Source organism: Alteromonas sp. RW2A1 (genome assembly GCF_001886475.1).
Lineage (GTDB): Bacteria > Pseudomonadota > Gammaproteobacteria > Enterobacterales > Alteromonadaceae > Alteromonas > Alteromonas hispanica.
The window spans coordinates 2,323,902-2,339,587 of record NZ_CP018031.1 but is presented as its reverse complement, the minus strand read 5'-3'; the positions used below and the strand labels follow the sequence as shown (position 1 = coordinate 2,339,587).

14 protein-coding genes are annotated in these 15,686 nt (G+C 44.0%); 9 read left to right on the top strand and 5 right to left on the bottom strand.

Annotation, left to right across the window (positions count from 1 at the left end; genetic code table 11):
- Window positions 1-27: 27 nt before the first annotated feature.
- Entirely contained in the window at window positions 28-687 is a 660-nt protein-coding gene (locus tag BM528_RS10525) for an SDR family oxidoreductase (protein ID WP_071979766.1), read from the top strand.
- Window positions 688-784: 97 nt separating this feature from the next.
- Here the strand turns inward: BM528_RS10525 and rimO are convergent, their stop codons facing one another.
- On the bottom strand, window positions 785-2,224 hold the full coding sequence (rimO, locus tag BM528_RS10520; RefSeq protein ID WP_071979765.1) for a 30S ribosomal protein S12 methylthiotransferase RimO: 1,440 nt from the start codon (window positions 2,222-2,224) through the stop codon (window positions 785-787).
- A gap of 376 nt (window positions 2,225-2,600) precedes the next feature.
- On the opposite strand from rimO, the gene BM528_RS10515 reads away from it, so the two are divergent.
- Window positions 2,601-3,134 (top strand): DUF2919 family protein, encoded by a 534-nt coding sequence (locus tag BM528_RS10515; RefSeq protein WP_071979764.1) that lies wholly within the window; start codon window positions 2,601-2,603, stop codon window positions 3,132-3,134.
- Window positions 3,135-3,264: 130 nt separating this feature from the next.
- On the opposite strand, the gene BM528_RS10510 is transcribed toward BM528_RS10515, so the two are convergent.
- Window positions 3,265-3,672, bottom strand: coding sequence for a hypothetical protein (locus BM528_RS10510; protein ID WP_083595261.1), 408 nt, complete (start codon window positions 3,670-3,672; stop codon window positions 3,265-3,267).
- 115 nt (window positions 3,673-3,787) lie between these two features.
- A complete protein-coding gene (gene tcdA / locus BM528_RS10505; RefSeq protein WP_071979763.1) occupies window positions 3,788-4,564 on the bottom strand; it encodes a tRNA cyclic N6-threonylcarbamoyladenosine(37) synthase TcdA in 777 nt (258 codons plus the stop codon).
- A 328-nt stretch (window positions 4,565-4,892) separates the two neighbouring features.
- Here tcdA and BM528_RS10500 point away from each other — a divergent pair, with 328 nt between their 5' ends.
- Window positions 4,893-5,855: a glutathione S-transferase family protein gene (locus tag BM528_RS10500; RefSeq protein WP_071979762.1), complete on the top strand. Its 963-nt coding sequence runs from the start codon at window positions 4,893-4,895 to the stop codon at window positions 5,853-5,855.
- 53 nt (window positions 5,856-5,908) lie between these two features.
- Window positions 5,909-6,796 carry a pirin family protein gene (locus BM528_RS10495; RefSeq protein WP_071981261.1) on the top strand — a complete coding sequence of 296 codons (888 nt, stop codon included), beginning with the start codon at window positions 5,909-5,911 and terminating at the stop codon, window positions 6,794-6,796.
- A gap of 163 nt (window positions 6,797-6,959) precedes the next feature.
- On the opposite strand, the gene BM528_RS10490 is transcribed toward BM528_RS10495, so the two are convergent.
- Window positions 6,960-7,382: a DUF3429 domain-containing protein gene (locus BM528_RS10490; RefSeq protein WP_071979761.1), complete on the bottom strand. Its 423-nt coding sequence runs from the start codon at window positions 7,380-7,382 to the stop codon at window positions 6,960-6,962.
- Between the two features lie 88 nt (window positions 7,383-7,470).
- On the bottom strand, window positions 7,471-8,748 hold the full coding sequence (locus tag BM528_RS10485) for a citrate synthase (RefSeq protein ID WP_071979760.1): 1,278 nt from the start codon (window positions 8,746-8,748) through the stop codon (window positions 7,471-7,473).
- Window positions 8,749-9,471: 723 nt separating this feature from the next.
- Here BM528_RS10485 and sdhC point away from each other — a divergent pair.
- The 5 genes from sdhC (at window position 9,472) to sucA (ending at window position 15,679) form a co-directional block, all read left to right on the top strand.
- On the top strand, window positions 9,472-9,846 hold the full coding sequence (gene sdhC / locus BM528_RS10480) for a succinate dehydrogenase, cytochrome b556 subunit (protein ID WP_071979759.1): 375 nt from the start codon (window positions 9,472-9,474) through the stop codon (window positions 9,844-9,846).
- Complete coding sequence (gene sdhD, locus BM528_RS10475; RefSeq protein ID WP_071979758.1) at window positions 9,840-10,187, top strand: succinate dehydrogenase, hydrophobic membrane anchor protein; 348 nt, start codon at window positions 9,840-9,842, stop codon at window positions 10,185-10,187. The genes sdhC and sdhD overlap by 7 nt, the downstream gene beginning before the upstream one ends.
- A gap of 1 nt (window position 10,188) precedes the next feature.
- The gene (sdhA, locus tag BM528_RS10470; protein WP_071979757.1) at window positions 10,189-11,961 is read left to right on the top strand and encodes a succinate dehydrogenase flavoprotein subunit; all 1,773 of its coding nucleotides are present in this window, start codon (window positions 10,189-10,191) and stop codon (window positions 11,959-11,961) included.
- Between the two features lie 14 nt (window positions 11,962-11,975).
- Complete coding sequence (locus BM528_RS10465; protein WP_071979756.1) at window positions 11,976-12,686, top strand: succinate dehydrogenase iron-sulfur subunit; 711 nt, start codon at window positions 11,976-11,978, stop codon at window positions 12,684-12,686.
- A 173-nt stretch (window positions 12,687-12,859) separates the two neighbouring features.
- The gene (gene sucA, locus BM528_RS10460) at window positions 12,860-15,679 is read left to right on the top strand and encodes a 2-oxoglutarate dehydrogenase E1 component (protein WP_071979755.1); all 2,820 of its coding nucleotides are present in this window, start codon (window positions 12,860-12,862) and stop codon (window positions 15,677-15,679) included.
- The last annotated feature ends 7 nt before the right edge of the window (window positions 15,680-15,686 follow it).

The window sequence follows — 15,686 nt, the reverse complement described above, 5'->3', positions numbered from 1 at the left end:
AAACACATACACATTTAAGGAGCTATTATGAATGTTGTCATTACTGGCGGTAACAGAGGGATAGGGCTAGCGCTTGCAAAGCAGTACAAAGCTCAGGGTGCAAAAGTGTATGCGACATGTCGTAACAGTTGTGATGATCTGAACAGCGCAGGCGTGAACGTTATAAGTGGCGTTGACGTATCGCAACCAGACACGCTTGCGGAACAACTAGCGCCTCTTGCTGATGTGAACATTGATCTATTAATCAATAACGCAGGCGTTTTAGGTAGAGAGTCCATAGAAGACTGGGACCCAAATACCATCGATTATCAATTCAGAGTTAATGCTCTTGGCCCGCTTCTCGTTACTCAAACTCTACTTCCAAACCTAGCATCAGGTAGCAAGGTTGCGCTTATCACCAGCAGAATGGGGTCGATGGCTGACAATACCTCAGGCAACTACTATGGGTATAGAATGTCGAAAGCAGCGTTAAATGCCGCTGGCGTCTCCTTGGCTAACGACCTTAAGCCGAAAGGAATAGCGGTAGCGCTTTTACACCCAGGGTTTGTGCAAACTGAAATGGTGGGTGGTGCGGGCGATATAGACACCACCACTTGCGCCGAGCGACTTGTTGAAAGAATAGCAGAACTGTCGATTGAGACAACTGGACAGTTTGTGCATTCCAACGGTGAAATTTTACCCTGGTAGTTATCTTTGCTAGCTAGCTACACCCTTGGTGTGAGATAAACTGATATTAATAAGGCGCTTAAAAGCGCCTTATTTTTGTTTCTGTGTTAAGCAAGCTCTATTCAGTGTGCTCTTCATCTTGGTCTTCAGAGAGTACAGCCCAAACATCGTGTTCGTTTGCATGAATGACTTCTGCCCAGACTCTCTCGCCCGGTTTAACATCGTAAACGCCGTTAAGGTGCACTAATCCGTCAACTTCAGGCGCATCGGCATAGGTTCGTCCCACGGCTCCTTCGCTGTCTACAGAATCGATAACAACCTGATATTCATTGCCAATGCGTGCTTGTAAACGGGCAGCACTTATTTCGCCCTGAACTTCCATAAAACGAGCCAAACGCTGTTGTTTGATGTCTTCTGGAACTGGGTCGGGAAGATCATTGGCTCTTGCACCCTCGACAGGGGAGTATGCAAAAGCGCCCACGCGATCTAGCTGCGCTTCTCTTAGAAATTCGAGTAGTTCCTCAAACTCTTCTTCCGTTTCACCCGGGAACCCGACAATAAACGTGGAACGTATTACCAATGAAGGGCACTGTTCACGCCACTTTTTAACTCTTTCAAGTACACGTTCGGCACTGCCAGGACGCTTCATGAGGCGAAGAATACGCTTGTTTGCATGCTGAAACGGAATGTCGAGATAAGGAAGAATTTTTCCCTCATTCATTAGCGGGATAAGCTCATCGACATGAGGGTAGGGATATACGTAATGTAACCGTACCCAAATACCAATTTCGCCCAGCTTTTCGCAGAGTTGCTGCATGTGTGTTTTTACCGGCATTCCGTTCCAAAAGCCAGTTCTGTGCTTCACATCCACACCGTATGCACTGGTATCTTGCGAGATAACCAGCAACTCTTTTACACCGGCATCTTTCAAGCGCTTTGCTTCGTCAAGTACATTACCTACAGGACGGCTCACAAGGTCGCCGCGCATTGAAGGAATAATACAAAACGTGCATCTGTGATTGCAGCCTTCAGATATTTTCAGGTACGCATAATGACGTGGGGTCAGTTTCACACCGTGATCGGGTACAAGGTCTGCAAAAGGATTATGGGATGGCTTTGGTAGGTGTTCGTGTACTTGTTCCACCACAGTTTCATAAGCGTGTGGACCAGTGATAGCCAAAACATTAGGATGAACCTCACGTATTTCATCTTCTTTAATGCCTAAGCAACCGGTTACAATAACTTTACCATTTTCCTTAAGCGCCTCACCAATGGTATCGAGTGATTCTTCAACCGCAGCATCGATAAAGCCGCAGGTATTTACAATCACTAAGTCAGCATCGTTGTATGTGGGCACAACATCATAACCTTCAGTACGAAGTTGTGTAAGAATACGCTCTGAGTCAACTAGGTTCTTCGGACAACCTAACGAGACGAAACCGATGCGACTTCCATTACTGGTATTTTTTGGCGTTGATTCTTGCAACACCTTAACAGGCGTTTCAAGCGTTGTAGTGCTGTTGGTCACTTTATTCGGATTAAACGTTTCTACTGTCATCTAAAATTTCACCTAGCCAATGACTGTGCTCAAAATGGGCGCGAATTATACAGCAAGTCTTTTCATAACACAGTACAGAATGCCTCATTATTTAATTAATTTAGTAAACTGAGGTTAAGCATTAACGACAGTTTTACTGCTGAAAACAGATTCTCACAGATTTGTGCTTTGTTTTTGAGAAAATAACCCCACCTTGGCTTATCAAACGCGATTAAACACGGGCAAGCGGAAAAGCTCATCACGGGCAATAAAATGGAAATATTCGAGTATGTAACCACAACCTTTCGGTGATGCTATTACTTCTCAAATAAACACAACACTTTATAAGCCATAAGACATAAATCATATATCAAAAATAAAAAGGCCCGGACGAAAAATGCTAAAACTACCGCTTAAACACTACGATGAATCGGGACGCATTCTCGCTCCATCATGGTTATATTTTCTATTGTTACTGCTGTGCGTAGATTGGCTGGTGTTTATCTTCTCCGTGGTATCACGGTCACAAACCACAGAGTTGCTGGCATTTTTCTATCCACAAAAAGAAGCGCTTGGTCTTAACCTAGTAGCCAGTTTACCTGTACTAACAAGTTTAGTGCTAATAAGCCAACGAGAGCGTCTCTGGAAGCGGAATTGGCTAAGCTGGCGACATTTTGTGCTGCCTTTTATACAAGTTGGGGTTCTTGTGTTGCTGACAGGTCAGATGTATTACCTAATGCATCATCACTGGGGGTTTGAGTTGGTGACCGCATTAAAGATATTGCTTTATACAATAACACTTTATGTCGTTACCCGTAGTAGACATCTTAAGTGGATGATCGAAGATTGGGCCACACCTGAAGTGGGAAAAGATGAAAAGGATACACACAGTAAAGGTGAGGATAACAGTAGCGACGATGCACTAAAATAGACTAGCTGTAATTCTTGAATTAATGCTAGCTAGATCACACCAGCTAAATAAAAATCGCTAACTCACAATCTGAAAACTTACCAGCACGCCCTTGTAAGGAACTCACTAATAAGTTTTCATTAACGCTGCGTTAGTGCATGTGGTTTTCTAGCGCTTGCTCATAGTATGAATGGACACTCACTTGACTATCATTCACTAAGCGCTCGTAACAAATACCTGCAAGGGCGTACGTATTTGTTCCAACGCGTAAAAATACCGCCGGCGCTTGTGGATTTGATTGGTCATATATCCATTCGCCATCGAGCTGCGCTTTTAGGATCTCACCTACATAGGCCCCAAAGATATTACAGATAGTAAACACCGCCTCATCTTCCAGCGCCTGATCGTGAAATTTGTCTATAAAACTAAGTAAGATATCATCGACTGCCGAAATACTTTCTGGTGTGTCATCAAGCGTAACGTCAAACTCTGTTGATGCGACTACTTTAGCGTCGGCTGCACAATCAGCCATGAGTTTCTCGAGTTCTTCAGGTGACAAAGCTTTCTCCTTATTAACGATACAGCTAGTGGATGTATCATGTTCTTATCATTTGAAGCATATAATAGAAAAATATATCAGGTTGTGCGTAGTAACGTAACTTGATAATTCGTATTTATTTTTGACCTGTTAATCGATTAACCACGCTAGCAGCCGCAAACATACCAAACGTAGCGGTTACCGTTACCACCGCACCGAAGCCGCCTGCACAATCAAGACGGGTGCCGCCTTCCATTGCAGATTTACTGAAACATACCGAGCCGTCTGGCTGGGGGTAACGAAGCTGCTCTGTAGAATATATACATTCGACACCAAAACGACGTTTTGGGTTTTTACTGAAATTATAATTTCGCCGTAGCTCACTGCGTAACTTTGCGGCCAGAGGATCCTGCGTAGTTTTTGCTAAATCGCCGCGAGTAACTTGCGTTGGATCTATCTGCCCGCCAGCTCCACCAACAGTAACGATAGGAATTTTATTGCGTTTACAATGCGCTATCATCGCCGCTTTGGCGCGAATACTATCTGTAGCGTCTACCACCATGTGCATGTTCTTCGTGATCAGCTCTGGCGTATTATCTGGGGTAACAAAATCTTCGATGATATTTACACGGCACGATGGGTTTATTTGCTTAATTCGCGCTGCCATAACCTCCACTTTGGGCTCGCCAACTGTATTGTCTAATGCGTGAATCTGGCGATTAGTATTGGTGACACATACGTCATCTAAATCCACAAGTGTAATTGTGCCAATGCCCGAGCGGGCCAGTGCTTCTGCAGTCCAGCTGCCCACACCGCCAATGCCGACAACGGCAACGTGACTGTTAGCGAGAACATTTGTGTTTTCTGCACCATATAGACGAACAATGCCGCCAAGGCGAGGATCTTCAGACATGTTATTTCCAATAATAAAGATTAGTCGTGAAAGTGTTTTTAGCGCAAACCAAACGTGTTAATTACAATTAAAGACAATATGATTGGCCCCACCCACTTTTAAAGCCGAGCAAAATAAGCAAAACGACGTAAATTTGCAAGTTGCGTAGAATATTAACCAACGCTACAAACAAAAAAGTTGCGCCTTATAATATTGCAATACGCTTGGTTTTTACCTTTCTATTTTAGCTTTTTTCGAATAATAAATCCGTATTAAGTCAACATACGTTCTACTTAATACATGTAAAAATATGCGCTGTTAAGAATTGAAATCACAGAAAGGTATTGCAATGGGACTTTTAGTAGACGGTAAATGGCAAGACAAATGGTACGACACGGATAAAAGCGGCGGTAAATTTGAGCGTCAGGCGAGTAAATTTCGCGACCGTATTAGCGAAGACCATGACAAATTCCAACCTGAGAGTGGTCGTTATCATCTTTATGTATCTTTGGCGTGTCCGTGGGCACATAGAACGCTTATATTTCGCAAGCTAAAAGGGCTGGAATCCCATATAGACGTGTCTGTCGTACATCCTGAAATGTTGGATAAGGGCTGGGAGTTTGGCAACTACCCAGGCTCGACAAAAGACAAGCTGTTTGATTTCGACTTTGCTCACCAACTCTATACCCATGTTGATTCTACTATCACTACGCGAGTTACGGTTCCAATTCTTTGGGATACTAAGCACAACACCATTGTTAACAATGAGTCGGCAGATATCATCCGAATTTTAAACAGTGATTTTAATTCTCTGACGGGGAACACAGATGACTATTATCCAGAATCTCTCCGTACTGAAATTGATACCGTTAACGAGTTGGTTTACCACAATATCAACAACGGAGTGTATAAAACTGGCTTTGCGACCACGCAAGAGGCATACGAAGAAGCATTTAACGCGGTTTTCAATGCACTTGATGTGGTTGAAACTCGCTTAGCTGATTCACGTTACCTCGTAGGAGAGGCGATTACGGAAGCGGACTGGCGGCTGTTTACTACCCTGATTCGTTTCGATCCTGTCTATCACGGTCACTTTAAATGTAATAAAAAGCAGATAGCCGACTATCCCAATTTGTACGGTTATATGAAAGAGCTTTACCAAATACCCGGCATAGCTGAAACCGTAAACTTTGACCATATCAAACGTCACTATTATTACAGCCATACAATGATCAACCCAACTCAGGTTATTCCTGTAGGACCTTCGCAGGATTTGATGTCTGCCCACGGCAGAGAGAACGTTGGCAAATAAATAAGGGTGTATACGATATGAAATCAGATATTGAATCTCAAAGTGCTTCTGATATGCAACAAACTGATAATGTCCAACGGTCAATTGAGAAGAGGGTAAAGGGTGTGGCAACCAGCGATGGTGCCGGAGTTTCACTAACCCGTATTATCGGTCAGCCTATACTCCCCAGGCTCGATCCTTTTCTGATGTTAGATTTTTTTGGCTCTGATAAACCCTCTGAATACTTATCAGGGTTTCCCGCACACCCCCATAGAGGATTTCAGACTGTAACTTACATGCTGGCTGGCAAAATGCGTCACAAAGACTCGGTAGGTAATGAGGGGGTTATAGAGGCAGGCGGTATTCAATGGATGAATGCCGGTAAAGGAATAATTCACGAAGAAATGCCCGAGCAGGAAGAGGGGCTTCTGAAAGGTTTTCAGCTTTGGGTTAACTTGCCGTCGCATGAGAAAATGTCACCGCCAAATTACCAGGATATACCGCCATCAGATGTGCCTGAGGTAGAAAAGCCTGGGGTAAAAGTAAAAGTACTTGCAGGTGAGTTCGAAGGTATTAAAGGGCCCGTAAAAACCACTGCTGTTGCTCCTTCGTTTTATGATGTAGCGCTTGCGCCTGAAACTTCTAAATCGGCAACGGTATCTATAGATATAGAAAGTAACCACGAAGGCTTTATTTATGTTTATGAGGGTACCTTAACCGTGAATTGCGAGGCACCAAATACTAATAATGAACTTGGTAAAGGCGAGCTCGGAGTATTATCGCCAGCCCCTCTTGGTGACTCCACGTTAACATTAGAGGCCAAGAGAGGATGCAAATGTATTGTTGTTTTGGGAGAGCCTATTAAGGAGCCTGTAGTTCAGTATGGACCGTTTGTGATGAACACACAGCAGGAGATAATGGACGCCTTCGAAGCGTATAAAAACGGCTCGCTGACTAAATAAGCTGAATCCTGTTTAAATAAGCTTTTAGGGTAACAAAATTAAAGAACAGGGCGGCTAGCTTTCAAGTTAAAGCATGATCGCCTATAAGAAAAATACCGCTTCTGCATTGTGCAGGAGCGGTACTACTCATTAGGTTGCTATTTTTGTTATTAGTTGCCACTGACTAGGAAAGTAAAAGTATCATCCAAGCATGGCTTATTACCGCTACGGTAGTTAAACCCATTCGTAGTCCTATATAACTTACAATTTGGTCTTTTGGTAAACTTAGGGTGAATTTGTCGTATAGCAACACGGCTACATAGCTTATTGACAGTACGCCAAGCACTTTTACATCACTTGCAAACACTAGGCATAGCCATCCAACAATAGTGGGCAGCATGGCTATGTACATTTGTTTATCATATCGCTGATTGCTAATCGCATCCCACCAGTGGACACCACCAAAAAAAGAGAGCAACACAGCGGAATACTGAACAAAATATGTTGCGCTTTCTGATATTGAAAGAAGGTTAAGTTGATAGGCTAGCGGCATAGCTATAAACGGTATTAAACCTGCTATACCTAAGCCAAGGGCAGAATAGGGCATGGATACTCCTCTCGAAAGATACGCCGTAAACAAAAATAGCGCCAGACATGGCGCTATTTTTACAATCTAAAAAGACAGTTAGTTCAAACTACTTAATAGGTGTGTATTTTCTTTGGCTGTGACCAGTGTAAAGCTGACGAGGACGACCAATCTTTTGCTTGGGGTCGCTCATCATTTCATGCCAATGTGAAATCCAACCTACTGTGCGAGAAAGTGCAAAGATACACGTAAACATGTTAGTTGGAATACCAATAGCTTTAAGCACGATACCAGAGTAGAAATCTACGTTAGGGAACAATTTCTTTTCTGCGAAGTACGGGTCGCTCAACGCTATTTTTTCTAATTCCATTGCTACTTCTAACAAAGGATCTTTAACGTTCAACTCACTAAGAACTTCATGACAGCTCTCACGCATAACGGTAGCTCGAGGATCGTGATTTTTATAAACACGATGACCAAAGCCCATTAAACGGAACGGGTCAGACTTGTCTTTCGCTCGTGCGATAAACTCAGGAATGCGATCAACAGTACCAATTTCTTCTAGCATGTTAAGGCATGCTTCATTAGCACCACCGTGCGCAGGTCCCCAGAGTGATGCAACACCAGCTGCGATGCATGCATAAGGGTTAGCACCAGAAGAACCGGCTAAGCGAACTGTAGACGTAGAAGCATTTTGCTCGTGGTCAGCATGAAGCGTAAAGATACGGTCCATTGCACGTTCAACAGCAGGACTGATTTGGTACTCTTCAGCTGGTACAGAGAACATCATGTTTAAGAAGTTAGCTGCATAGCTTAAATCGTTACGAGGGTAAACGAATGGTTGACCAACGTTGTACTTGTAACACATTGCAACAAGTGTTGGCATTTTCGCAATTAAACGATGTGCACTGCGTACACGTTGTTCTTCGTTAGAAACGTCAAGGTCGCTATGGTAGAACGATGACATTGCACCAACGGTACCGCATAACATTGCCATAGGGTGGGCATCGTTACGGAAACCGTGGAAGAACATGTTAATTTGCTCGTGAACCATTGTATGACGAGTAATTGTTTCTTTAAATTCTTGGTATTGCTCTTTAGACGGTGCATCGCCATGTAGAAGCATATAGCACACTTCTAGATAGTCAGCATCACGTGCAAGTTCTTCAATGGGAAAACCACGGTGTAATAAAACACCTGCGGCACCGTCGATGTACGTAATGCTTGACTCGCAAGATCCTGTCGCCATAAAACCAGGGTCGTAAGTAAAATAACCGTGTTGTCCAACTGAACGGACATCGATTACGTCTTGTCCTTCTGTGCCAGACAAAATAGGAAGCTCTATTTCCTTGTCGCCGGCTTTAAGAATGGCTTTTTGATCTGCCATATAATGCTCTCCTCAGAATGGTTCTGTTTGCAGCAAAACGGACGAAAATGTCCGCTTTATTGGGAAAAGTGGGCGTATTTGTACTTTATAATGCACCAACAAGTCAATTTTATTGCATATATGTACAATAAATATTCTTTATCACTCATATTTCTGTTAGCAATTTTCTCACTCGAATTTTACCAAATGAATACAACCCTTTCTAATAGCATCAACATTTTTAATGACTTTTATTGAAAGGTAAATTGTTAAAACAGATTTTTTGTGTCGCTACTGGTTTAACAAATAAGCGCTTGATGTTGAATAATTAATCTACCACATTAAAAGAGCTTAATTTGCTGTTAGTTCACATAGTCATATAAGTGGGGTACTGATACCCTTAACACGCTACTACTACGCAGATACTAGCGGGTTAGGAGCAATTGTGATCTCTTTTTATTTAAAATAATTACCAATTGTGTGTAATTTCAGACTAAAGTCTTACTACGTCACAAAAAATTGTAATTATATACTACGCTGGATATACTCAGCGGTGCTTGAAATACAGAATAATTATTGCTTGAAATACAGAATAATTATTCTGTTACAAGCATTAAAGAATAGTTCACAAATTGTTAACAACTCAATGGATGAGGCAATTAACAGGTTAAAAGCGAATTCACTTGTACAGGACATAATAAATACAAGTAATTCTTATCCCTACGGATTAAACAGGCATACATTGTGAAAAAGCAAAGACCAGTAAATTTAGAACTCAATACTATTAAATTTCCGCCCTCTGCTATTTCGTCAATTCTCCATCGTGTAACCGGTGTTGCCATGTTCTTCGCGCTACTTTTCGTTATTTGGGCATGGGCAGTTTCTGTTCAATCGCCTGAAGGCTTTGCGAATGTTCAGGCAATCATGGACGGATTCTTTGGGAAATTTGTCGCAATTGGCACAGCTTCAGCGCTGACGTATCACATTCTAGGCGGCCTAAGACATGTCGTAATGGACTTGGGTCACTGGGAAGAATTAGAGTCGGGCAACACAAGTGCGAAAGCAACAATCGCTTTGTGGATTGTACTGACCGTAGTATTGGGAGTTGCATTATGGTAACCAACCAAGCAAGTATGAAGCGCGATGGTGTACAAGATTATGTATCACTTCGTGCGACAGCAGCAATTATTTTCGCGTACTCGATTTTCATGGCGTGGTACTTTATAACCAGCGGTAGCTTAAGTTACGTCGAATGGCGTGGGTTATTTTCTGGTTTAGCTATGAAAGTTTTCACATTGGCAGCACTAATCGCAGTGATGATCCACGTACGTATCGGCCTTTGGCAGGTGCTATCAGACTATGTTAAGTCATCAAGTCTGCGCGCGGGATTACAATATATACTAAATATCATCGCTTTTGGCTACGTAGCTGTCGGCCTATTTGTATTGTGGGGAGTGTAAGATGAGTTTACCCGTACACGAGTTTGATGCAGTAGTAATTGGTGCTGGTGGCGCAGGTATGCGTGCCGCGCTACAGATTTCACAGTCTGGTAAGTCATGTGCACTGTTATCAAAAGTTTTTCCAACCCGTTCTCATACTGTGTCTGCACAGGGTGGTATTACCGTTGCGCTAGGTAATTCACACGAAGACAACTGGGAATGGCACATGTATGACACTGTTAAAGGGTCAGATTACATCGGCGACCAAGATGCAATCGAGTATATGTGTAAGGAAGGTCCTGAAGCCATTATTGAAATGGAAAACATGGGTCTGCCGTTCTCACGTTTTGAAAACGGAAAAGTATACCAGCGTCCTTTTGGTGGGCAATCAAAAAACTTTGGTGGCGAACAGGCAGCACGTACAGCTGCGGCGGCTGACCGTACTGGTCACGCGCTTCTTCACCTTCTTTACCAACAGAACGTAAAAAACAAAACAAAAGTATTCTCTGAGTGGTACGCACTAGATTTAGTGAAAAACCAAGACGGCGACGTAGTAGGTTGTACAGCAATCGACATCGAATCTGGTGAGGTAGTTTACTTCAAGTCACGTGCCGTAGTTCTTGCCACTGGTGGTGCAGGTCGTATTTATGCGTCAACTACCAACGCGCACATCAATACCGGTGACGGTGTAGGTATGGCACTTCGCGCTGGTGTTGCAGTTCAAGACATGGAAATGTGGCAGTTCCACCCAACAGGTATCGCTGGTGCAGGAACATTGGTTACCGAAGGTTGTCGTGGTGAGGGTGGTTATCTACTCAACAAAGACGGCGAGCGATTCATGGAACGCTACGCACCAAATGCGAAAGACTTAGCAGGTCGTGACGTTGTTGCTCGTTCAATGATGACCGAAATTCGTGAAGGTCGTGGTTGTGAAGGCCCTTGGGGCACGCACATCAAACTTAAGCTAGATCACCTCGGTAAAGACGTACTTGAATCACGTTTGCCTGGTATTCTAGAGCTTTCTCGTACCTTTGCTCACGTTGACCCTGTAAAAGAGCCAATTCCAGTAATACCAACGTGTCACTACATGATGGGCGGTATTCCTACTAACGTAGACGGTCAGTGCTTAGCAGTAGACGAGAACGGCAACGATAAAGTTGTGAACGGTTTATTTGCTTGTGGTGAGATTGCTTGTGTATCTGTACACGGTGCAAACCGCCTAGGTGGTAACTCACTACTTGATTTGGTTGTGTTTGGTCGCGCAACGGGTATGCACCTTGGCAAGACTCTATCTGATATGGCGCCAAGTCGTGATGCGTCGGAGTCTGACCTTGAAGCAGCGATGGCACGATTCAATCGTTGGGAAAGTTCAGAAGCGGGTAAGGGCGAAGACCCGGTTCAAATCAAAAAAGACATGCAAGAATGCATGCAGCTTAACTTCTCAGTATTCCGTGAGGGTGAAGCAATGGCTGACGGCCTGAAAGAGCTTAGCGAAATTCGCGAACGCCTACAGAACGCACGCCTTGATGACAAGAGCTCAGACTTCAATACTCAACGTATCGAATGTTTAGAACTTGATAACCTAATGGAAACAGCGTACAGCACAGCAGTAGCAGCGAATTTCAGAACGGAAAGCCGTGGCGCGCACAGCCGCTTCGATTTCCCAGATCGTGATGATGACAACTGGCTATGCCACAGCATTTACGATCCGAACACTGAAAAAATGCTCAAACGTGATGTCAATATGGCGCCGAAAATTAGAGAGGCATTCCCTCCTAAAGCGCGTACGTATTAAGAGAGGTAACGATTATGAAATTAGAATTTTCGATATACCGTTATAACCCTGATGTTGATGCAAAGCCACGCATGCAAGACTATTCTCTAGAAGTAGAGGAAGGTCAGGACATGATGGTTCTAGATGCATTAATAGCACTGAAAGAAAAAGATCCATCGTTGTCTTTCCGCCGTTCATGTCGTGAAGGTGTATGTGGGTCTGATGGCGTTAATATGAATGGTAAGAATGGTCTTGCTTGTATTACACCGCTTTCAGCTTTAGGCAAAGGTAAAATTGTAGTTCGTCCACTTCCAGGTCTACCGGTAGTTCGAGACCTGGTTGTTGATATGACACAATTCTATACACAGTACGAAAAGATCAAGCCGTTCTTAATCAACGATGGCAAACAGCCGCCAGCGCGCGAGCATTTGCAGTCGCCTGAAGAACGTGCGAAGTTAGATGGTCTTTATGAGTGTATCCTGTGTGCATGTTGCTCAACATCGTGTCCGTCTTTCTGGTGGAATCCAGATAAGTTCATCGGACCAGCTGGTTTGCTTCACGCTTATCGCTTCTTAATTGATAGCCGAGATACTGCGACAGACGAGCGTTTGAATGAACTTGACGACGCGTTCAGCGTGTTCCGTTGTCACGGTATAATGAACTGTGTAAGCGTGTGCCCTAAAGGGCTAAACCCAACAAAAGCAATTGGTCAAATTAAGTCCATGCTTCTGTCTCGGGCTGTTTAGTTCGAATCTTACTAACCAAGTTAGTCACAGATTTTGATGTCTAAATAGCCATCCCCTAAGGATGGCTATTTTTTTATGTAATCATAGTGATAACACTTGGTTCTGTTGAGAATAGCCTTATAATAGTACTTGATTGTTAACTAGATTTTATAAAACGTAGCAAGGCAAATTAAATGCAAGAAAGCGTGATGAAAGCGTGGTGGGATTCCTCGCACATGGCAGGTGCCAACGCTGCCTATGTTGAAGAGTTGTATGAAGCTTATTTGGATGACCCGCAAAGTGTCTCTGATACATGGCGACAAATCTTCGATAACCTCCCCAATCTTGATGGCGTAGCGTTAGAAACTAATCATACAGCAATTAAAAATCAATTTAGGCAACTTGCTGCGTTAGGACCGACTGCGAGAATGTCCAGTTCATCGGCTCCTGCGTCAAGTGGCTCGGACGATAAGCAAGTTAAAGTTCTTCAACTTATCAACGCATTCCGTTTCCGTGGTCACCAACACGCTAATTTAGACCCACTCGGTCTTTGGAAGCAGCCAAGAGTTCGCGACCTAGAATTATCTCACCACAATCTCTCCGAAGACGATTTTGACTCGGTTTACAACGTCGGTTCTTATGCTATCGGCAAAGAGTCGCTTCCGTTAGGTGAGTTGTTTAAATCGTTGAACAGGACGTATTGTGGTTCTATCGGTGCCGAATATATGCACATCACCGATACTGACCAAAAGCGTTGGCTACAGCAAAAATTCGAATCTGTGCAAGCGAAGCCAGAAATCTCTCGCGATGAAAAGCTTAGTATCCTTAAAGGGCTTACTGCTGCAGATGGCATGGAAAAGTACCTTGGGTCAAAGTTCCCAGGTGCCAAGCGTTTCTCCCTTGAGGGTGGTGATGCTCTAGTTCCAATGCTTAAGGGACTGATCACAAAAGCTGGTACAGCGGGCACAAAAGAAGTTGTTATCGGAATGGCCCACCGCGGTCGTCTCAACGTGCTTGTAAACGTATTAGGTAAAAACCCGTCAGTATTATTTGACGAGTTTTCCGGTAAACATGACGACTCACTAGGTGCTGGTGATGTAAAATACCACGCAGGTTTCTCTTCAGATTTCGCTACACCAGGCGGAAATGTTCACCTTGCACTAGCGTTTAACCCTTCGCATTTGGAAATTGTGAACCCAGTTGTTATCGGCTCGGTTCGCGCCCGTTTATCTCGCCGAGATAACGACACGAATTCAGTGTTACCAATTACAATACACGGCGATTCTGCTATTGCGGGTCAGGGCGTTGTTCAAGAAACGTTCAATATGTCACAAACCCGCGGTTTTGCCGTTGGCGGGACAGTGCGCATTGTGGTTAATAACCAAGTTGGTTTTACGACATCGAAGACGGAAGACACTCGTTCAACGCAATATTGTACTGATATTGCAAAAATGGTTCAGGCTCCTATCTTCCACGTTAACTCTGACGACCCGGAAGCTGTTGCATTTGTCACCCAGCTTGCCTTGGAATATCGCCAGAAGTTTAAGCGTGATGTGGTTATTGACCTAGTTTGTTACCGTCGTCATGGCCACAACGAAGCTGACGAGCCAAACGCAACGCAGCCGTTAATGTATCAAAAAATCAAGAAGCATCCGGTTCCACGTGCTATTTATGCAGACCAGCTCATTGCTGAAGGCGTGATTGAGCAGCGTGATGCAGATCGCTATCTACAAGAGTATCGCGAAGCACTCGATCACGGCGCTTGTGTGGTAGAAGAATGGCGTCCTATGACAGAGCACAGCGTAGACTGGTCTCCGTATCTTGGTCACGATTGGGATACACCGTACGACGGTAGCGTAAGTGTAGAGAAGCTTAAAGAACTGGGTGAGTCTATTACGTCTTTCCCTGAAGAGCACAAGCTTCAGTCTCGTGTAAATAAACTTTACCAAGATAGAAAAGCAATGGTTGCTGGCGAAAAACCACTCGACTGGGGTATGGCAGAAAACTTAGCCTACGCAACACTCGTCGATGCTGGTGAAGATATCCGTATTACCGGTCAAGACAGTGGTCGCGGTACCTTCTTCCATCGCCACGCTGTACTTCATAATCAGACAGACGGCTCTACCTACCTTCCTCTGCAGCACATCAGAGAGGGTCAAGGTCAAATCGAAATTTACGACTCAGTTCTTTCAGAAGAAGCTGTTATGGCGTTTGAATATGGTTATGCCACTGCCGAACCAACATGTTTAACGATTTGGGAAGCGCAGTTTGGTGATTTTGCCAATGGTGCACAGGTTGTCTTCGACCAGTTCTTAAGTTCTGGTGAGGCAAAATGGGGTCGCCTTTGCGGTTTAACCGTTCTACTTCCACATGGCTATGAAGGTCAAGGCCCAGAGCACAGCTCTGCGCGTCTAGAGCGCTTCTTGCAGATGTGTGCAGACCATAACTGGCAAGTATGTGTGCCATCTACTCCAGCGCAAGTATTCAACATGCTTCGCCGCCAGGTAGTTCGCCCAATGCGCAAGCCACTAATTGTTATGTCGCCTAAGTCACTATTGCGTCACCCACTCGCTGTATCTTCACTAGAAGAATTAAGCGAAGGGAAGTTTCATAATGTTATTGGTGAAATAGATGACATTGATCCGAAAGACGTGAAGCGCGTGGTTATGTGCTCTGGTAAGGTTTACTACGACCTGTTAGATCAACGTCGTAAGAATGAACAAAATGATGTAGCAATTGTGCGTTTAGAGCAGCTTTACCCGTTCCCGCAAGAAGAATGTGCTAAAGTTGTTGCACAGTACAGCCATGTAAAAGATTGGGTTTGGTGCCAAGAAGAGCCGCAAAATCAGGGCGCTTGGTATTGTAGCCAGCATCACTTCTGGCAAGCAATTCCAGAAGGTGCAAAATTAACATATGCGGGTCGTGAAGCATCCTCGTCGCCTGCAGTAGGTTATGTATCCGTTCACAATCAGCAGCAGAAAGCACTGATTGAAGACGCACTCACTATTAAATAAGGAACAG